Here is a 19,149-nt window from a genome sequence, read left to right as displayed (position 1 = left end):
GGTGCGTCTACGACCGCTGCTCGCACCCGGTCTATCACGCCGGCCGGCGCGGACAGCGTGCCCCGCACGCCGGTCGCCACGGCGCGCACCCAGGTCCCGCATCACCTCCCCGCGCCCCCGTAACCCTTGATCACTAGGGGTAGTTGACGCGGCATGCACGATGTACGCGCGGTAAGCACCCCGTCCATGCCGCGGCTCGCCGCCGCCTCGCTCGCTGGGACAGCGATCGAGTTCTACGACTTCTTCGTCTACGGGACCGCGGCGGCTCTGGTCCTGGGGCCGCTGTTCTTCCCGACGTTCTCGCCGGTCGCCGGGACGCTGGCGGCGTTCGGGACGTTCGGGGTGGGGTTCGTGGCCCGGCCGCTGGGCTCGGTGATCTTCGGGCACCTCGGGGACCGGCGGGGACGGCGTCCGGTGCTCGTCGTCTCGCTGCTGCTCACCGGCGCCTCGACAGTCGCGGTCGGCTGTGTGCCGTCCTACGGAACCATCGGCGTGGCCGCCCCCGCACTGCTGCTCGTGCTGCGTTTCCTGCAGGGTCTGGGGCTCGGCGGTGAGTGGGGCGGGGCGGTGCTGCTGACCGCCGAACACGCTCCCGCCGGACGGCGTGCCCTGTGGTCGAGCTTCCCCCAGATCGGGCCGGCGCTCGGCTTCGTCCTGGCCAACGGGGTGATGCTCGCGCTGTCGGCAGTGCTGTCCGACGCGGAGTTCGCCCGGTGGGGCTGGCGCGTGCCGTTCTGGGCGGCCGGCGTCCTCGCGCTGGCTGGTCTGTGGCTGCGCTCCTCCCTCCGGGAGAGTCCCCGATTCCTGGAGATCGACGACCATGCGCGTGTGCCGCTCGTGGAGGTCGTACGGCACCACGGGCGGCTGGTGCTGCTGACGGCCGGAGCGCTCGCGGTCGGTTACGCGGTGTTCTACGCGGTGACGACCTGGTCGCTGGCCTACGCGACGGAACGGCTCGGCGTGAGCCGTACGGTCATGCTGATGTGCGTCATGGGCGCGGTGCTGGTGAAGGGCGCGCTCACGCCCGTCGTGGCGCTGTTCGGCGACCGGTACGGACGCCGGCCGCTGTGTCTGACAGGGTGCGCGGCCTGCGTCCTGTGGATGCTCCCGATGGTCGCCCTCCTGGCGACCGGCGAGCCGCTGCTGATGTTCCTCGCGATCCTGGGCGCCCTGCTCGCCTTCGTCACCATGTTCGCGGTGATCGCCGCGTATCTGCCGGAACTGTACGAGGCCCGGGTGCGCTGCACGGGCGCAGCCGTGGGCTACAACCTCGGCGGGGTCTTCGGTGGCGCCCTCACTCCGATCGTGGCCACGGCGCTCGCGGAGCAGGGCGGGCGGGTCCCCTGGGGCGTGGGGGCGTACCTGACGGGCATCGCGCTGATCAGCCTGGTCTGTTTCGCATTGCTGCCGGAGACGCGGCCGGTGCTGGTGCCGGCGGTCGAGCCGGTCACGGGCTGACGGACGCATCGGGGACTTCCCCGCCCGCTACGGGTTGATCGCCAGTTCCAGGTAGGCGGCGAACAGCACCAGGTGGACACCCCCCTGGAGGGGTGTGGCCCGGCCCGGCACGACGGTCAGGGAACTGACCACCACGGTCAGCGCGAGCAGCAGCATGTGGGTCGCGCCGAGGCCGAGGACGAGCGGCCCGGACAGCCACACGGACGCGAGCGCCACGGCTGGGATGGTCAGGCCGATGCTGGCCATCGCGGAGCCGAGCGCGAGGTTGAGGCTGGTCTGTACGCGGTCGCGGCGAGCGGAGCGCAGCGCCGCGATGGTCTCGGGCAGCAGGACGAGCAGGGCGATGATCACGCCGACGACAGCGTGGTGCAGGCCCGCCGCCGCCACACCCGACTCGATCGTGGGCGACACGCCTTTGGCCAGGCCGACCACGCCGATCAGCGCCAGCCCGAGCAGGCCGAGGCTGGTCCAGGCGGTGCGCGCGGACGGGGGCCGGGCGTGGTCGTCGGCGGTGATGACCTCGCCCTGCCGGGTGATGGGCAGGAAGTAGTCGCGATGGCGCACGGTCTGGGTGGCCACGAACAGCCCGTACAGGATCAGTGAGGACAGCGCGGCGAAGGTCAGCTGGACGGTGGAGAACTCGGGTCCGGGCTTGCTCGTGGTGAAGGTCGGCAGCACCAGGCTGAGCGTGGCCAGTGTCGCCACGGTCGCCAGCGCCGCGCCGGTGCCCTCGGGGTTGAAGACGGCCGTGCCGTGCCGCAGGGATGCCACGAGCAGACAGATCCCGACGACGCCGTTGCAGGTGATCATCACGGCGGCGAAGACGGTGTCCCGGGCCAGGGTGGCACTCTTGTCGCCGCCGTCGGCCATGAGGGTGACGATCAAGGCCACCTCGATGATCGTGACGGCGATGGCGAGCACCAGGGAGCCGAAGGGCTCGCCGACTCGGTGGGCTACCACCTCGGCGTGGTGCACGGCTGCCAGGACGGCACCGGCGAGCACGAGGGTCACCAGGCCGACGACCGCGCCGGGCAGGTCCCGGCCCCAGGCGAAGACCAGCAGGACGACCGCGAGCACCGGCACGAGGATCGTCCATTGTCGGGTGAGCGACCGGAGCCGAGTGATCATGCGGCGATGGTCGCAGAGGCGTAGAGGGTTCGCATTCCGTTCTTTCCGGATACCTCTCATCCTTTCCGGTGCGGGGCCCGGCGCCGGTGGGACCGGGCCTCCGCATCGCGACGAGACGCCGCCGAGGGCGATGAGGCCTCGCGGGGGGCTTGACCCCGCCGAGGGCTCATGGGCCCTGCGAGGGCCAATGCCCCCACTCGCTGTGCGGCTATGTGGGATCGCGGGCTTCCACCGCGCCCCGGTCAGACATCGACGCTGCTCTTGCGAGCGCCTTCGCCGTCGGCGTGCGCCGCCTCGACGGCCGCCTGCTTCCTGGAGGCCAGCAGGCTGGTGACCGTGGTGACGGCCAGGACCGCGCAGATCACGCCGAGCGAGACCGGGATGCTGATCTCGGGCACGTGGACGCCGGACTCGTGCAGGGCGTGCAGCACCAGCTTGACGCCGATGAAGCCGAGGATGATCGACAGCCCGTACGAGAGGTGGACCAGCTTCTTGAGCAGCCCGCCGATGAGGAAGTACAGCTGACGCAGACCCATGAGGGCGAACGCGTTGGCGGTGAAAACGATGTACGGGTCCTGGGTGAGGCCGAAGATCGCGGGAATGGAGTCCAGGGCGAACAGCACGTCCGTGGTGCCGATGGCGAGCATCACGACCAGCATCGGGGTCATGACGCGCTTGCCGTTCTGCTGGATCCACAGCTTGGTGCCGTGGTACCGGTCGGCCACGCCGAACTTGCGCTCAGCGGCCTTCAGCAGCTTGTTCTCCTCGTACTCCTCGTCGGCCTCGTCCGTACGGGCCTCCTGGATGAGCTTCCAGGCGGTCCAGATCAGGAAGGCGCCGAAGAGGTAGAACACCCAGGAGAAGCTGGCGAGGATCGCGGCCCCGGCGGCGATGAAGACGGCCCGCAGGACCAGGGCTATGAGGACGCCGACGAGGAGGACGCGCTGCTGGTACTGCGCGGGAACCGCGAACTTCGCCATGATCAGCACGAAGACGAAGAGATTGTCGACGCTCAGCGACTTCTCGGTGATGAAGCCCGCGAAGAACTCACCGGCCGGCTGCCCGCCACCGAAGACGAGGAGACCGAGACCGAAGAGGCCGGCCAGGGCGATCCAGACGGCTGTCCAGATACCCGCTTCCTTGATCGACACCTCATGCGGCTTGCGGCCGATGAAGAAGTCGACCGCGATCAGGGCGGCGAGACCCGCGATGGTGAGGACCCATAGGGTCATGGAGACTTCCACTGCACCTCCGGCATTACGTGACGGCAAACACATCAGCGTTGTCGCTGCCGGAGGTCTCTTCCACCCGTGATGGGCCGACGCCCCGGGACCGGACCGGTCCGTACTGACGGGTGCGCCGCAGTCAAGGAGTACTCCCCTCCGTACGGAAGACTGTACCCCAATCACCAAGTAAAGGTAAAGCGATAAGTAAAAGAAGCACCAAGTTTCCTGGTCAGGACACCTTTACTATCGCTTGGTGCGGGCTCTGGCCACCTCGGTGAGCACATCGTGCACGATCCGGTCGGCGGCCGGGGCCAGCGAGGGTTCGTACGTCCAGGCGTGACCGATCCACGGATCGGAGAGATGGTCGTCGGGCAGGGGCGTGAGTCGCAACAGCGAACGCCACAGCGGATCGAGCAAGGGGCCGTAGGCGGCGGCCTCCTCACGGTCGGCGACGAGCAGGAGGTGTACGCCGACGGCCGGACCCTCGTCGGCGAGATAGCGGAGCCGGGTCACCGACCGGTCGTCGAACCCGTGCGGGAAGTCGTTGACGATCAGGAGCTGCTGGGCGGTGTCCACATCGGCCGGCAGCGATTCGGCCGCGCCGCCGCGCACCGCCATCTGCACCAGGTCGACCCGCCGGGTGAGCCTCTCCAGCATCCGCGAGACCCCCGCCGCCCCGGTCGCGGGCGGCGCCGCGAGAACCCCGGCCCGCGTCAGCGGCAGCAGCGCGTGGGTCGCGGCACCGGCAGGGTCGACGACCTGCACGGCGAACTCCCCGGCCGGGTGTACGGCGAGCAAGCGCGCCGCGAGGGCGACGGCCACGGACATGGCCAGGTGCCGCAGCTCGGCGGAGTCCGGCAGGTGAGCGTCGCCGGCCGCAGACGTACCGCTGTCGATCCACAAACCCCTCTCCAGAGGGAGCCTCACCAGCAGGGGGATGCGCAAGGGCGCGCTCTTGGGCAGGTGGAGGTCACCGAGCCGCAGCGCCATCGGCGGCTCGGCAGGGACGCGGTAGGCGTGCCAGACGGGGCTGTCCCAGCGGGCGTAGGCGGGCGGGAGCGCGGGCTCGACCACCTCGGCCTCCGCGATGAGCTGGGCGAGGTCACGATCGAAGGCTGCCCGTGCTTGGCCGGCCAGCTGGGTCCGGCGAGCGCGGGCCGCCTCGCGAGCGGCATCGCCCGCCGTGCCGAGCCGCGTGCGGGGATCGGCGAGGGCCTGGTCCAGTTCCTTCTCCAGGCGGGAGTCGGCGAAGTCGACGGCGCTCCGGTAGGCGGCCGTGGTGCGGGCGAGGTCCTCGAACATGCCCCAGACCTGGTTGTACAGCCGTTCCTCCATCGACCAGCCCACGGCGTCTCCGGCAACGGGCCGAGCGGGCTGTCCGTCGGCGACCGGGAGGGCCGGGGGCGGGGACGGAATGCCGCGGGTGCGGCGCGGGTGCGTGTAGTCGACCGGGCCGCCGGGCTGGTGGGGATCGGGGCCGCCATCCTCGTCAGGGCTCCGTGAGTCGTGCGAACGTGGTGGTTCCCCCGGCCCGGAAGCGGACGACTGGGACACGGTGGCGGGCTGAGAATCCGACGCTGGCTGGGAAGCGGTAGTGGACTGTGCAGTGGTGGTGGGCTGAGGTGCGGACACCGCTTGATGGGTGGGCGAGGCCTGCGGTGCGGAAGCGGAGGTGGTCCGCGGGCCGTGATCGGCCGGCGGTACGGGTGCCGCGCCGGGCAGGCTCTGGGCCGCCGCCTCCTGGATGGCCGTCGCGAGGTCGTCCGCGTCGCGCAGCCCCTGGTCGGCGAGGAGGGCGGGGAGACCGCTCGCATAGCCCTGGCCCATCGCACGCACTTTCCAGGCGCCCTGCCTGCGGTACAGCTCCAGGGCGATCACGGCCGTCTCGGTGTCCAGGCCGGTGAGGGTGTAACAGGCCAGTTCGGTGCCGTCGAGGCCGCTCACCGTGGTGTGTGGGGCCGGGACGGCAGCGAAGCCGAGCGGGCCTGCCGTGCCGGCGGGCAGGGCGAGGAACACGTCGACGCGGTGCACGGCCTCGGGCAGGGCGGCCAGGTCGACGGCCAGGCGGTGCTCGGCGGCCACCTGCCTGGGCGCCTCCACGCCGGGCAGGGCGGGGGTGCCGGGGTGGGCCACCCACTGGCGGCCGTGCACCGTGCCGTGCTCGTCGCCGAGTGTGGCTCCGGCCAGGACCGGCACTCCGGCCGAGATCCGGATCTCCAGCCGGACCTGGGACAGCAGGTGGTTCTGCCCCCGCACCAGCTCGGCCCCCATCGCCGTCGCCCCCCTGGGTCGTTCGGTCGTGCGTGCCGCGCCGGGTGGGCGGGCGGTCCGGTGCTAGAGGTGCGGCAGGATCGCCGGCATCAGGTCCTGGAAGGTACGGCCCCTGGCCGGGGCGCCGATGGCCGTCATCGTCCAGCCGGAGCCTGCCCGGTGCACCTTGGCCATGATCTGTGCGGTGTACTCGCCGCCGCCCGCCAGGGTGTAGCGGGCCAGTTCCTGGCCGTTGGTCTCGTCCACGAGCCGGCAGAAGGCGTTCTGCACCTCCTCGAAGGTCTGGCCGGTGAAGGAGTTGACCGTGAAGACGATCTGGTCGATGTGGACCGGGACGCGCTGGAGGTCCACCAGGATGGCCTCGTCGTCCCCGCCCTGGCCGGCACCGCCGACGAGGTTGTCACCGGTGTGGCGCACGGAACCGTCGTCGCTGACCAGGTGGCGGAAGAAGACGACGTCCTTGGGTTCCGCACCCGCGAAGAGGACCGCCGAGGCGTCCAGGTCGATCTCGCGGGTACGGGAGCCGAACAGGCCGCGCCGCTTGGCCGCCTGCCAGCCGAGTCCCATGCGGACCGCCGTCAGGGTGGCCCCGTCCTTCTTCTCCAGGCTGATGGCCTGACCCTTGGACAAGTTGACGGACACGGCTGAATCCCCTCTCGACGGTCCCCTGTTGCCGCGCCGAGCCGTTGCTGCGCACCGCGCGGTTGTTCAGAACCCTACGCAGGGCCACGGACAGTGCCGACCCCCGGCCCGCGCTTTGTGTCGGGGTTGCAACACTTGGCGTTCGGGCCGAGGGGTGGTACCGGGCCAAGACTCAGGCGAGGCCGGCCTCCCGCATCTGGCGCAGCTCCTTCTTCATCTCGGAGACCTCGTCGCGCAGCCGGGCCGCGATCTCGAACTGCAGCTCCGCGGCGGCGGCACGCATGCGTTCGGTCATCTCCTCGATCTGCTCCGCCAGTTCGGCCGCCGGACGGTCCGTGGGAACCGCCTTGCCCTTGGCCGTCCTGGCGGCCTTTCCTGCCTTCGCGCCCTTGGCCGCCTTGTCGCCGAGCGACGGAACGGGCGCCTTCGCTCCCTTGCCGTCCTTCGTCTTGCGGTACCCGGAGCCGAGGAGCTGTTCGGTGTCGACCTCCTCGCGGGCGATCTGGGCGACGATGTCGTTGATCTTCTTGCGCAGCGGCTGCGGGTCGATGCCGTTCGCCTTGTTGTAGGCGATCTGCTTCTCCCGGCGGCGGTTGGTCTCCTCGATGGCCTTCTCCATCGCCGGGGTGATCTTGTCGGCGTACATGTGGACCTGGCCGGAGACGTTGCGCGCCGCGCGGCCGATGGTCTGGATCAGCGAGGTGCCCGAGCGCAGGAAGCCCTCCTTGTCGGCGTCCAGGATCGCCACCAGCGACACCTCGGGCAGGTCGAGGCCCTCACGGAGCAGGTTGATGCCGACCAGGACGTCGTACTCACCGGCGCGCAGTTCGCGCAGCAGCTCGACGCGGCGCAGGGTGTCGACGTCGCTGTGCAGATAGCGCACCTGGATGCCGAGTTCCAGGAAGTAGTCGGTGAGGTCCTCGGCCATCTTCTTGGTCAGCGTGGTGACGAGGACCCGCTCGTCCTTCTCGGTGCGCTTGCGGATCTCGTGCACCAGGTCGTCGATCTGGCCCTCGGTGGGCTTGACCACGACCTCCGGGTCGACCAGGCCGGTCGGGCGGATGATCTGCTCCACGAAGCCGTCCGAACGCGACAGCTCGTAGGGACCCGGGGTGGCCGACAGGTAGACGGTCTGCCCGATGCGCTCCTGGAACTCCTCCCACTTCAGGGGGCGGTTGTCCAGGGCGGAGGGCAGGCGGAAGCCGTGGTCCACGAGGGTGCGCTTGCGGGAGGCGTCGCCCTCGTACATCGCGCCGATCTGCGGGACGGTGACGTGCGACTCGTCGATGACGAGCAGGAAGTCGTCCGGGAAGTAGTCCAGCAGCGTGTTGGGCGGGGAGCCCGGCAAGCGGCCGTCGAAGTGCATCGAGTAGTTCTCCACGCCGGAGCAGGTGCCGATCTGGCGGAGCATCTCGATGTCGTACGTGGTGCGCATCCGCAGGCGCTGGGCCTCCAGGAGCTTGCCCTGCTTCTCCAGCTCGGCCAGGCGCTCCCCCAGCTCCTTCTCGATGTCGTTGATGGCCCGTTCCATGCGCTCGGGGCCGGCGACGTAGTGGGAGGCGGGAAAGACGTAGAGCTGCTGGTCGTCGCTGATGATCTCGCCGGTGACCGGGTGCAGGGTGGACAGCGCCTCGATCTCGTCGCCGAACATCTCGATGCGGACGGCCAGCTCCTCGTAGACCGGGAAGATCTCGATGGTGTCGCCGCGGACCCGGAAGGTACCGCGGGTGAAGGCCATGTCGTTGCGCGCGTACTGGATGTCGACGAAGCGGCGCAGCAGCTCGTCCCGGTCGATCTCGTCGCCGACCCTGAGGGTGACCATGCGGTCCACGTACTCCTGAGGAGTACCGAGGCCGTAGATGCAGGACACCGAGGCGACCACGACGACGTCGCGGCGGGTGAGCAGCGAGTTGGTGGCCGAGTGGCGCAGACGCTCGACCTCCTCGTTGATCGAGGAGTCCTTCTCGATGTAGGTGTCCGACTGCGGGACGTAGGCCTCGGGCTGGTAGTAGTCGTAGTACGAGACGAAGTACTCGACGGCGTTGTTCGGCAGCAGCTCGCGGAACTCGTTGGCCAGCTGGGCGGCCAGCGTCTTGTTCGGCGCCATCACCAGGGTGGGGCGCTGGAGCTGCTCGATCATCCACGCGGTGGTGGCGGACTTGCCGGTGCCGGTCGCGCCCAGGAGGACGACATCCTTCTCACCGGCCTCGATGCGCTTGGCCAGCTCGGCGATGGCCGCCGGCTGGTCGCCGCTGGGCTGGTAGGAGCTGACGACCTCGAAGGGCGCCACCGTGCGTTCGATGTGGGAAACGGGCCGCATGACATCAACCGTACGACCCCGCACTGACAACGGGCTCCGATCAGCGGTTCTGCGGGGTGCGGGAGGCGTGGTGCTCGGGTCGGCGCACCGGCCGGCGTCCGTCCTGAACGGCGGGGCGGCGGTCGGCGTGGGACGCGACGGCGGCGGCCGGGACGCCCGGTTTCTGCTCGACGGGCCTCCAGTCGGGGCGGCCCATCACCATCAGCGGGTCGAAGATCACGACGACGCCCGCGAGGAGCAGGAAGGCGAGCGGACCGACCAGCATCGGCGCCAGCACGGACGCGGCGGGCGCTCCCCCGGCGGTGTGGGAGGCGCCGTCGAGGTGGACGCTCAGGGCGGCCATGCCGGTGTAGTGCATGCCGCTGACCGCCAGCCCCATGACGAGGCTCGCACCGACGCTCCACAGGAAGCCCCGCACCTGTCCGGCGGCCCACAGGGCGGCGGTGGCGGCCACGACCGCTATGACGACGGAGGCGGCGACGGTGAACGTGTTGTAGGTGAACCGTCCGTGGAAGCGGACGCCCGCCATGCCGAGGTAGTGCATCGAGGCGACGCCCAGACCGGTGATCGTGCCGCCGGTGAAGAGGGGGGTGCCGGTGGCGCCCCGGTAGCCGACGATGAAGATCCCGATGCCGACCATGACGATGGCGAGGCCGAGGCTCGCGTAGGTGATCGGCTTGTCGTAGTGGAGCGGCGTCTCCTTGATGCTGAAGCCCATCATGGCGACGAAGTGCATGGTCCAAATGCCGGAGCCGATCGCCGCCGAGCCGAGGGCCAGCCAGGCGGGCCGCCGTGCATGTGTGACCAGCAGAGACCGTGTGGTGCAGCGCAGGCCGAGGGCGCCTCCGAGGCACGCCATCAGGTAGGCCACCAACGGGGTGACGGCCCCGTAGCTGAATCCGTCGACCGTGCCTTGCATCCGCGGCTGCCCTTCCGCCTTCTTGTGTCCCGGAAAACCTGAATATGCCCCCGTCCCAGGACCGCACGGGCGGTCAGGGTTGTCGCAGAGAGTATGACCCCCACCGGAATGGTCGAACGATTTTCCGGCAAAGAAACACGGCCTTGCCGCAGTTGTGCGGCACCGGTGAGCGGACTTGGACATCTCCATTCACTGTGTGGCCGTCGTGCGCCGAGCGCCGTTGACTCAGTGCTGTCAGTCTGTTGCTGTCGGTATCCGTTCGACGCGAGGAGTACGCATGTACGCGCGCGTAGTCGCCGCCCCGGTCGCCGCGGCCCTGGGGACGGTGACCGCCCTGCTGAGCCCCACGTCCGATGCCCGGGCAGGCGAACACGGCCAGCCCACGGTGATCGCCCACCGGGGCGCCTCCGCCTACGCACCCGAGAACACGCTGGCCGCCGTCGACAAGGCCGCCGAGCTGGGCTTCTCCTGGGTCGAGAACGACGTCCAGCGGACCAGGGACGGCGAGCTGGTCGTCCTGCACGACGACACCCTGCAGCGCACCACGAACGTCGAGGAGGTCTTCCCCGGCCGGGCGCCGTGGAAGGTGCGGGACTTCACCGCCGCCGAGATCGCCCGGCTGGACGCGGGCAGCTGGTTCTCCCCCGTCTACGCGGGCGCGCGCGTGCCGACGCTGAAGGAGTACATGCGCCGGATCGAGCGCAACCACGAGAAACTTCTCCTGGAGATCAAGAATCCGGAGCTGTACCCGGGCATCGAGCGGCAGACGCTGAAGCTCCTCGGCAACGAGGGCTGGCTGGACGGCAGGCACCTGGGGCGGCTGATCGTGCAGAGCTTCAGCGTCGACAGCGTGCGGACCGTGCACGAGCTGAAGCCGGCGGTCGTCACCGGCTACCTCGGTGCGCCCACGGTGGCGGAGCTGCATCGGTTCGCGCCCTTCACGGATCTGATCAATCCCTCGTACGGGTCCCTCTCCCGGGGGTACGTCGCCTCCGTGCACGCCGTGGACGGACCGCACGGCCGGCCGCTCGAACTCTTCGCCTGGACGGTGGACGACGCGGCCACCGCCCGCAAAGTCGCCGGATACGGGGTCGACGGGATCATCACCAACAAACCCGACGTGGTGCGTGCGGCGCTGGGTTCGGACTGAGCCGGGCCGGCGTTGTCAGCGGCGGGTCGTACCGTAGGCGCATGGACAGCCATGGGCAGGGTGAGCAGCGGGTCGTGTGGGCCGTCGTCGGCACGGACATCGGCCCGCTGATGCTGGCGGCGACCCGCGACGGCCTGGTCAACGTCGTCTTCCACGCCTCGGACGCGGTGCGCGACCGGGCGCTGGAGCGGCTGGCCGCACGGCTGGGTGGCGAGCCCGTGGAGGATCCGGACTCGCCGCTGCTGGCCGAGGCGATACGCCAGCTGCGGGCGTACTTCGCGGGCGAGCGGCACGACTTCGATCTGCCGTTGGACTGGTCGCTGATCTCCGGTTTCAACCGGCAGGTCCTGCGCGAGCTGGCCTCCGGTGTGCCGTACGGCACCGTGGTGGGATACGGCGATCTGGCGGGCCGGGTCGGGCAGCCCGGCGGGGCGCAGGCGGTCGGCGCGGCGATGGGCGCCAATCCGCTGCCGGTGGTCGTGCCGTGCCACCGGGTCGTGGAGAGCGGTGGCGGCATCGGCGGTTTCGGGGGCGGGCTGGAGACCAAGCGGAAGCTGCTCGCCCTGGAGGGTGTGCTTCCGGAACCGCTGTTCTGACCGGCCGGGGCGCGGCTAGTCGTCGTAGTGCCGGGCCTCGAAGACGTTGCCGTCCGGGTCACGGAAGTAGAAGCTGCGCGTGGCGTTGCCGCGGGCGCCGGACAGGCCGTGGTCGATGCCCGACACGGGGACGCCGTGATCCTCCAGGCGGGCGCGCAGGGCGTCGAAGGCCTCGGCCGGCAGCGACAGGCAGACGTGGTTGACGGGGTGGCCCGCGCTGCCGGCGGAACCGGGCAGCATCCTCATCCGCTCGACGAAGGTGTGCGGGGCCAGATCGAGGATGGTGTCCTCGTTGACGCGCACGGAGGGGAAGGCCACCTTCCCCTCCACGAACTCTGCGACCCTGACCGGCTCCAGGCCCACGGCCGTCTCGTAGAAGACGGCGGCGGCGACCGGGTCGGCCACCCACAGGACGACGTGGTCGAGGCGCGTGGTGTTGTTCCTCATGTGCACCAGGCTGGTGGTCTCCCCGACAGGCCACAAGCGTTTATCCGTGGCCGGTGCCCGCCAGAGACTAGGAAGGACCGACGGACAGGAGGCGGGCACGTGGTGCTGGTGGTGTCGGAAGAAGTCCGGGAGGCGATCGACGCGCGGCGGCCGGTGGTGGCTCTGGAGTCCACGATCATCGCTCACGGCCTGCCTCGTCCGCGCAACCTGCAGGTGGCGCTGGAGCTGGAGGAAGCGGTGCGGCGGGAGGGTGCCGTGCCGGCGACCATCGCCGTGCTCGACGGGCGGCCCCGGATCGGCCTGGACAAGGACCAGCTGGAGCGGGTCGCGAACGAGGACGGCATCCGCAAGCTGGGCCATCGTGACCTGCCGCTCGCCGTGGCGGCGGGGGCGAGCGGGGCGACCACGGTGTCGGCGACGGCGCAACTGGCCTCCCTCGCGGGGGTGCGGGTCTTCGCCACCGGCGGGCTGGGCGGGGTGCACCGGGAGTGGACCGTGACCCAGGACGAGTCGGCCGACCTCGGGCTGCTGGCGCGGACCCGGATCACGGTGGTGTGCGCGGGCGTGAAGTCGATCCTGGACGTACCGGCGACGCTGCAGCGGCTGGAGACACTGGGCGTGGCCGTCGCCGGGTACGGCACGGACCGGTTCCCCGGCTTCTATCTGTCGGACTCGGGGCATCCGGTCGACTGGACGCTGGACACCCCGGAGCAGGTCGCCGCTGTCATGCGCGCCCAGGACGCGCTGGACGCGCCCGAGTCGGCGCTGATCGTCGCCCGCCCCGTCCCGGAGGCGGAACAGCTCGATCCCGAGCTGCACGCGCGTGTGCTCGCCGACGCGCTGCGCGCCTGCGCGGAGCAGGGTGTCACCGGGCAGGCGGTGACCCCGTTCCTGCTGGACCACCTCGTCCGGCACACGAACGGTGCCTCGCTGAGCGCCAACCTGGCGGCGGTGCGCGGCAACGTCCGGCTCGCGGCGCGGATCGCCTCGGCGTGGGCCAGGGGGTGACCGCGGGCCGGTACGGCGCGCTGCTGGTCGTCGGCGACGTGGTCACGGACGTGATCGCCCGGCATCGGGGGCCGCTCGCGGCCGGCACCGACACGGCCGCCGTGATCCGGAGGCTGCCGGGCGGCGCGGGCGCCAACGTGGCCTGCTGGGCCGCTCACGCGGGCTGTGCGGACGTACGGCTGCTGGGGCGGGTGGGCGCGGACGCCGCCGCGTGGCACGAGCGCGAGCTGGTCGCGGCCGGGGTGCGACCCCGGCTCGTGGTGGACCGGGAGGCAGCGACCGGGACCGTGATCTGCCTCGTCGACGCGGCTGCGGCGGCCGAGCGGACGTTCCTGACGGACAGCGGGGCATCCCTGCGGCTCGGCCCCGCCGACTGGTCGGACGCGCTGCTCGACGGGGTGGCCCGGCTGCATCTGTCGGGCTATCTGCTGTTCACGGAGTCGAGCCGGGCGCTCGCCGGGACGGCACTCGCGGCGGCACGCGCGCGTGGTGTGCCGGTCAGCCTGGACCCGGCCTCGGCCGGCTTCCTGGTCGAGCTGGGGGTGGACCGCTTCCTGGCGTTCACGCAGGGGCTGGACGTGCTGCTGCCCAGCCGGGACGAGGCATGTCTGCTGACCGGGCTGCCGGATCCGGCGGACGCGGCGGCGAAGCTGAGCCGGCTCGTGCCGCTGGTGGTGGCGAAGGCGGGTGCGGACGGAGCGCTCGTGGCCCGTTCCGGCGCCACGCCGGCCCGGGTTCCGGCCGTGCCGGCGGAGCCCCGGGACACCACGGGCGCGGGTGACGCCTTCACCGGCGCGTTCCTCGCCGCCCTGCTCGCGGGCGCGGCCCCGGAGGAAGCGGCGGCACGGGGCTGCCGGGCAGGTGCGGAGGCGGTGGGGCGGGTGGGCGGCAGACCACCGCATCCGGAGAACGGGGGTTAGGCGGCCGGGGGCTCCCTGGCTCCCTCTGCCCGGTGTCGGGGGCCTGGGAACGGTGGCTCAGTCCGGCCCCCGCCAGGCGTCGGGGGTCTTGCCGGCGGTGGCTCCGGCAGGCCCGTGGAGCCGCCGACCGCTGAAAAAGTCCGACACCTCGGAGTGCCCCGCTGCCGCCGGCTACCCCTTGCGCCCCCACGCCGAGATCATCGGTGCGGTGGTCAGGTCCATCGTGCCGGTCTCCACGTCGGCCAGATGCTGGTCGATCTCCGCGTCGGTGGCCAGGCCGGCGGCGACGAGCCGGTCACGGATCTGACGGACCGTCGCGGCCTCCAGGGCGGTGCAGGCGGGCGAGGCCACGGGGAAGTACGCGTCGGCCTGCACCCCGTGCAGTCCCGCCTCGCGGAGCAGCCGCGGGAGTTTACGGCCGTAGGACAGGTCGGCGCCGTGGTCGGCGAGCAGCTTGCGGAAGCCTTGGCGCAGCCGGTTGGCGAGCCGCTGCTCGGGGCCGTACTCGTCGGGGCAGGTCAGGGGCTGGAGGGCGGGGTCGGCGTCTTCGATCAGCAGTCGTCCGCCGGGCCGCAGGGCCTTGATCATGCTCCGCAACGCCCGTTCCCGGTCCGGTACGTGCACGAGGACGAGCCGGGCGTGGACCAGGTCGAAGCCCTCCCCCGGCGGCTCCTCGGCGCCCACGTCGTGGACGCGGATCTCCACCGGCGGGCGGGCGGCGCCGGTGAGCCGGGAGGTGTCGATGTCGGTGGCGACGACCTGACCGGCCGGCCCCACCTTCTCGGCGAGCCAGGACACGACGGAGGGGCCACCGGCCCCCACTTCCCAGCAGCGCCAGCCGGGGCCGATGCCGAGTCCTTCGAGGTGCCGGAAGGTCGTGGGGTCGAAGAGGGAGGTGAAGGCGTCGAAGCGTTCGCCCGCTTCCTTCTGCCGGTTGTCCAGGAGGTATCCGTCGGAGCGCGCCATGCCCCCGATCCTCCCAGTCAGTCGGCCCCTCCGGCTCGCTCGCCCCTTCATCCACAGGCGGGAACAAAGCGGAACTCCCTGTTCCCACAGGCTTGCCCGCACTTTGCCAGGGACTGGCAGACTTGCCGGGCACGGCGCGAAAGCGTCGCGTGAGGAGATCCACACGAGGAGATCCAGATGTCCATGGCAGGGAATCTGCGGAAGGTCACGGGACTGGGCAGGGTCGGCGGCCTGCGCAAGGTGGCACGGTTGGCCCGGCGCCGGCCGCGCGTGGACCTGAGCCATCCCGCCAGGTCGCCGCTGGGCTCGTCGGTGGTCAACTGCGTGACGTATCAGGACGGCGTGCGCGTGCCCGGGTGCGCCGACCTGGTGGATGCCGTGCGGCTGGTGCGCAAGACCGGAGAGGGCTTCGTCTGGCTCGGGCTGCACGAGCCGACGGACCGTGAGTTCACCGGCATCGCCGAGCTGTTCGACCTGCATCCGCTGGCGGTGGAGGACGCGGTCGAGGCACACCAGCGGCCGAAACTGGAGCACTACGGGGACACGCTCTTCGCGGTGTTCAAGACCGTCTGTTATGTGGAGCACGAGCAGCTGACGGCGACCAGCGAGGTGGTGGACACCGGCGAGATCATGGTGTTCGTCGGCGAGGACTTCGTGATCACGGTGCGGCACGGCCGGCACGGCTCATTGGGGCCGCTGCGCGAGGAGTTGGAGGCGGACCCGCACCAGTTGGCCAAGGGGCCTGCGGCGGTGCTGCACGCGATCGCCGACCATGTGGTCGACGACTACCTCAGCGTCACGGACGCCGTGCAGGCAGACATCGACCAGGTCGAGACGGATGTGTTCTCGGAGAACGGGGCGCGTCTGGACGCCGGCCGCATCTACCAGATGAAGCGTGAACTGCTGGAGCTGAAGCGGGCGGTGGTGCCACTGGGCCGCCCGGTGGAGGACCTGGCGACCCGGCCGATACGGGTCGTCGCCCCGGAGATACAGACCTACTTCCGGGATGTGCTCGACCACTTGATCCGGGCCAAGGAACAGATCGCCGCGTTCGACGAGCTGCTCAACTCCATCCTGCAGGCGCATCTCGCGCAGGTGACGGTGACGCAGAACGAGGACATGCGGAAGATCACGGCCTGGGCCGCGGTGATCGCCGTGCCGACGATGGTGTGCGGGGTGTACGGCATGAACTTCGAGCACATGCCGGAGCTGCACTGGCGGTTCGGCTACCCGCTGATCATGGCCGTGACGGCGGGGGCGTGTCTGGCGGTGTACCGGGGCTTCCGCCGCAACGGCTGGCTCTGACGGCGGGGCCGCGGGCACCGGGGCTCGGGGACCGGGCCGCGAGGTGCCGGTTCCCGACGGCCACCGTGGGCTCGGCGGCTGCGGCCGGTCAGGGCGAGAAGGACACGACCTTCCGGGGGACGATCCTGACGATCACACGGGTCTCGTCGTCCTTCTCGGCCGGCGGATCGATGCCGAGGTACTTGTGCGACAGCTCGTGCGGCAGTTGCTTGCCCTCGTCCGCCAGGATCTCGGCGACACCCCGGATCTCGGCCGAGTGATAGGGGTTCGCCAGGTCGAAGACGGAGAGGCTGATACGCGGGTCGCGACGGAGGTTGCGCACCTTCTGACGGCGGTCGACGGACGAGAAGAGCACGCTGTCGCCCTCGCGTTTGATCCAGACCACGGAGTTCTGCGGGGCACCGTCGGGGCCGAGGGTGGCGACGCTGGCGAAGTTCCTGCCGTCCAGCAGAGCGCGGAGGGAGTCGTCGAAGGTGACAGGAGTGCCCGGTGAGGTCGTCATGCCACCACTCTAGTTATATGCGTGCGCATATAAAAGGGGGTGAGCGGCTCACCGGCCGGATCTCCGGGCGGCGCTTCCGGATCAGCCGTTCCAGGCGGGGTGGCGCGGATCGTCGGCTCGTACCAGGACCTCCGCCGTCCCGGCCGGGTCGGTCTCGGCCTCGTAGCGCTCGAAGGCGGGGAGGGTCCAGTGGTCGGCCTCGGGTGTACGGCGGCGGAGGGCGCCCGGGGTCAGGAGGAGGTGCACGGTCAGATCGAAGGGGAACCAGTGGCGCAGCAGGAGGGGGCCGTGGAGCAACAGGATCCCGCCCGGCGGGAGTTGGACGTAGGGGCTGCGGGTGGCCCGGTCCGTGGCCGGATCCCACAGGTCGGGCAGGATCCGCCCGCTGCCTCCGGGGTCGAGCGGCCCGAAAACCTCCCGCCACAGGGCGCCCGTGTCGAACCATCCGTTGTAGTACGACTCCGTGTCCCGCCGCCCGTGCTCCAGGCGGAGCGAGGCGGGGCGCAGGAAGCCTTCGGTGCCGATCACGAGCGAGGGCCGGCCGCGCACCCGCAGCGCCTCGCCGACACGCGCGGCGAGGTCTCCCGGACGGGCGGCCGGGGCCCCGTCGAAGCCGACGCGCTGCCAGGCCGCGCCGTCGGCCGGTTCCGCACCGGCCAGCCGGTCGGCGAGCCGCTCGGCCAGCCGCTCCCAGGTGATCGCTTCCAGTCGCACAGGCCCATGATGCCGGGTGGCGGACAAGAGCGGCGCGGGTGCCGGCGTCAGGTGGGGTGTCCGGCCGCGCGCCGGGCGGCGAGCAGGGTGGGGAGGTGGGTGGGGAGGTGGGTGGGGAGGTGGGTTTCGCTCCAGGCGCGGGCGGCGTCGAGAAGGGGGGCGGGCGGGGAGCGGCTGCCCGGCGACGGTCCTGAACCGTGGCTGTCGTACGCGGATCTCGCGGTGGCGGTGGTCGACGAGATCGAGCAACCGGTGCGGCACCGTACGCGGGTGTCGGTGTTCAACTCCCGGGAGGAGGAGGGGTAGTTCCGGCGGACGGACGAAAGGGGGGAGAAACGTACGGGGAAAGACGGGAGGCGGCACAGGAGGAGGGGCGGAGGAGGGAACCGGCGGACGGGAAAGCGGCGCAGGCGCACGTGGGAGGCCTGGGCGGTGACGGGGAAAGAAGCGCGTATGGCGCTTCCCGCAACTCCCCACTCCCCCGGTCGGCTTGTCGTCATCCAGCCGCTGAAGCGCAAGCGGTGTGCCGGCTGCCGGCGGGGTCCGCTGTCGCTGCTGGTGCTGGAGGATGGCGCACCGCGCTGCCTGGACTGCGCCGACCTCGGCCACCTGGTGTTCCTGCCGCGCGGCGACACGGCCCTGACCCGCAGGTCGCGGGAGGAGAGCACGCTGTCAGTGGTGGTCGTGCGGTTCAACCGGCGCAAGAGCCGCTACGAACGCCAGGGCGTGCTCGTGGAGGAGACCGCGCTGGCCCGGGCCGAGGCCCGCTGTCTGGCGGACGCGGAGGCCCGGCGTCGGCGGCGGGTACGGGACGCGCGGCGCAGGGCGGCGGAGGACGAGCGGTTCGCGGCGGCGTTCGCGGCTGAGGTCCTTCGGCTGTTTCCCGGTTGTCCGGCCGAACGGGCCCGGGCGATCGCGGCCCACGCGTCGGTGCGGGGCAGTGGGCGGGTGGGTCGCAGCGCGGCCGGTCGGGCGCTGACCGAGGGGGCGGTGATCTCGGCGGTCGTGGCGGGCGTACGGCATGGGGACACGGCGTACGACCAGCTCTTGATGAGCGGGGTACCGCGGTATGAGGCGCGGCGCCGGATCGCGGGGGCCGTGGAGAGCGTGCTGCGGAGGTGGCAGGGGGTTGGGCAGGAGGACGTGGGTTGAGGAATGCGGTGGGGGGTGCATACGGAGGGGGGTGGCTGGCCAGGGCGCGCCTGTGCGAGGGCTCGGCCGGGGTGTGCGCCACCGCGGGCCTCGGCCGGTGCGTCTGCGGCCGCAGGCCTCGGCTGGGGGGTGTACGCCCCCGGGCCTCGGCTGGGCGGTGTGCCACCGCGGGCCTCGGCTGGGGGTGTACCGCTTGCCCCCCTCTGGCGGGGTCCCCCCCAGAGGGGGCCCAGCGCCGGCCCGTGCCGCCCCAGCGGCACGACTGCCCGCAGCTGTGGTGGGTGGCCGCCCACGGGTGCGCGGGTTCGACTGCCCCTGCTGGGTCGGCGTCGCCCCAGCGGCATGCTTGCGCGCAGCCGCACGCAGCGGGCGGAGGAGCGTGGGAACTGCGCGAGCGGCCACGACGTGCCCTCAGGTACATGGGG

At 71.3% G+C, this 19,149-nt stretch carries 18 protein-coding genes; 8 read left to right on the top strand and 10 right to left on the bottom strand.

The genetic code is table 11. The features are described 5' to 3' along the window. The first annotated feature begins 186 nt into the window (after window positions 1-186). Window positions 187-1,458: an MFS transporter gene (locus AB0L21_RS01140; RefSeq protein ID WP_365781656.1), complete on the top strand. Its 1,272-nt coding sequence runs from the start codon at window positions 187-189 to the stop codon at window positions 1,456-1,458. Window positions 1,459-1,485: 27 nt separating this feature from the next. Here AB0L21_RS01140 and AB0L21_RS01135 read toward each other — a convergent pair whose 3' ends face one another. The 6 genes from AB0L21_RS01135 to AB0L21_RS01110 form a co-directional block, all read right to left on the bottom strand. Next, complete coding sequence (locus AB0L21_RS01135) at window positions 1,486-2,586, bottom strand: ionic transporter y4hA (RefSeq protein WP_365781487.1); 1,101 nt, start codon at window positions 2,584-2,586, stop codon at window positions 1,486-1,488. A 242-nt stretch (window positions 2,587-2,828) separates the two neighbouring features. After that, window positions 2,829-3,830 (bottom strand): TerC family protein, encoded by a 1,002-nt coding sequence (locus AB0L21_RS01130; protein WP_365698791.1) that lies wholly within the window; start codon window positions 3,828-3,830, stop codon window positions 2,829-2,831. 225 nt (window positions 3,831-4,055) lie between these two features. Further along, window positions 4,056-6,083, bottom strand: a complete 2,028-nt coding sequence (locus AB0L21_RS01125) for a TerD family protein (RefSeq protein WP_365781485.1) — start codon at window positions 6,081-6,083, stop codon at window positions 4,056-4,058. Between the two features lie 63 nt (window positions 6,084-6,146). Beyond that, window positions 6,147-6,725, bottom strand: coding sequence for a TerD family protein (locus AB0L21_RS01120; RefSeq protein ID WP_365781483.1), 579 nt, complete (start codon window positions 6,723-6,725; stop codon window positions 6,147-6,149). Window positions 6,726-6,897: 172 nt separating this feature from the next. Continuing rightward, window positions 6,898-9,045 (bottom strand): excinuclease ABC subunit UvrB, encoded by a 2,148-nt coding sequence (gene uvrB, locus AB0L21_RS01115; RefSeq protein WP_365698789.1) that lies wholly within the window; start codon window positions 9,043-9,045, stop codon window positions 6,898-6,900. 40 nt (window positions 9,046-9,085) lie between these two features. After that, window positions 9,086-9,964 (bottom strand): MHYT domain-containing protein, encoded by an 879-nt coding sequence (locus AB0L21_RS01110; protein ID WP_365698788.1) that lies wholly within the window; start codon window positions 9,962-9,964, stop codon window positions 9,086-9,088. Between the two features lie 277 nt (window positions 9,965-10,241). On the opposite strand from AB0L21_RS01110, the gene AB0L21_RS01105 reads away from it, so the two are divergent. Beyond that, complete coding sequence (locus AB0L21_RS01105; RefSeq protein ID WP_365781481.1) at window positions 10,242-11,114, top strand: glycerophosphodiester phosphodiesterase family protein; 873 nt, start codon at window positions 10,242-10,244, stop codon at window positions 11,112-11,114. Window positions 11,115-11,155: 41 nt separating this feature from the next. Next, window positions 11,156-11,710: a methylated-DNA--[protein]-cysteine S-methyltransferase gene (locus AB0L21_RS01100; protein ID WP_365698786.1), complete on the top strand. Its 555-nt coding sequence runs from the start codon at window positions 11,156-11,158 to the stop codon at window positions 11,708-11,710. Between the two features lie 15 nt (window positions 11,711-11,725). On the opposite strand, the gene AB0L21_RS01095 is transcribed toward AB0L21_RS01100, so the two are convergent. Next, a complete protein-coding gene (locus tag AB0L21_RS01095; protein ID WP_365781479.1) occupies window positions 11,726-12,157 on the bottom strand; it encodes a VOC family protein in 432 nt (143 codons plus the stop codon). A gap of 99 nt (window positions 12,158-12,256) precedes the next feature. On the opposite strand from AB0L21_RS01095, the gene AB0L21_RS01090 reads away from it, so the two are divergent. After that, window positions 12,257-13,165: a pseudouridine-5'-phosphate glycosidase gene (locus tag AB0L21_RS01090; RefSeq protein ID WP_365781478.1), complete on the top strand. Its 909-nt coding sequence runs from the start codon at window positions 12,257-12,259 to the stop codon at window positions 13,163-13,165. After that, complete coding sequence (locus tag AB0L21_RS01085) at window positions 13,150-14,085, top strand: PfkB family carbohydrate kinase (protein WP_365781476.1); 936 nt, start codon at window positions 13,150-13,152, stop codon at window positions 14,083-14,085. The genes AB0L21_RS01090 and AB0L21_RS01085 overlap by 16 nt, the downstream gene beginning before the upstream one ends. A gap of 171 nt (window positions 14,086-14,256) precedes the next feature. Here AB0L21_RS01085 and AB0L21_RS01080 read toward each other — a convergent pair whose 3' ends face one another. After that, window positions 14,257-15,051, bottom strand: coding sequence for a methyltransferase (locus tag AB0L21_RS01080; RefSeq protein WP_365781474.1), 795 nt, complete (start codon window positions 15,049-15,051; stop codon window positions 14,257-14,259). A 177-nt stretch (window positions 15,052-15,228) separates the two neighbouring features. Here AB0L21_RS01080 and AB0L21_RS01075 point away from each other — a divergent pair, with 177 nt between their 5' ends. Beyond that, window positions 15,229-16,356 (top strand): magnesium and cobalt transport protein CorA, encoded by a 1,128-nt coding sequence (locus AB0L21_RS01075; protein ID WP_365698781.1) that lies wholly within the window; start codon window positions 15,229-15,231, stop codon window positions 16,354-16,356. A gap of 88 nt (window positions 16,357-16,444) precedes the next feature. Here the strand turns inward: AB0L21_RS01075 and AB0L21_RS01070 are convergent, their stop codons facing one another. Further along, a complete protein-coding gene (locus AB0L21_RS01070; RefSeq protein ID WP_365781472.1) occupies window positions 16,445-16,858 on the bottom strand; it encodes a PPOX class F420-dependent oxidoreductase in 414 nt (137 codons plus the stop codon). A gap of 81 nt (window positions 16,859-16,939) precedes the next feature. Beyond that, window positions 16,940-17,572 (bottom strand): uridine kinase, encoded by a 633-nt coding sequence (locus AB0L21_RS01065; RefSeq protein WP_365781470.1) that lies wholly within the window; start codon window positions 17,570-17,572, stop codon window positions 16,940-16,942. A gap of 111 nt (window positions 17,573-17,683) precedes the next feature. Between AB0L21_RS01065 and AB0L21_RS01060 the strand changes: the two genes are divergently transcribed. Both AB0L21_RS01060 and AB0L21_RS01055 read left to right on the top strand, forming a co-directional pair. Then, window positions 17,684-17,878, top strand: a complete 195-nt coding sequence (locus AB0L21_RS01060) for a hypothetical protein (RefSeq protein WP_365781468.1) — start codon at window positions 17,684-17,686, stop codon at window positions 17,876-17,878. Between the two features lie 147 nt (window positions 17,879-18,025). Continuing rightward, window positions 18,026-18,724: a DUF2293 domain-containing protein gene (locus AB0L21_RS01055; RefSeq protein WP_365781466.1), complete on the top strand. Its 699-nt coding sequence runs from the start codon at window positions 18,026-18,028 to the stop codon at window positions 18,722-18,724. Window positions 18,725-19,149: the final 425 nt, after the last annotated feature.

It is taken from the genome of Streptomyces sp. NPDC052721 (assembly GCF_040678315.1).
Classification (GTDB): domain Bacteria; phylum Actinomycetota; class Actinomycetes; order Streptomycetales; family Streptomycetaceae; genus Streptomyces.
The sequence above is the reverse complement of the archived record's forward strand: the minus strand, read 5'-3'. Positions and strand labels throughout refer to the sequence as shown.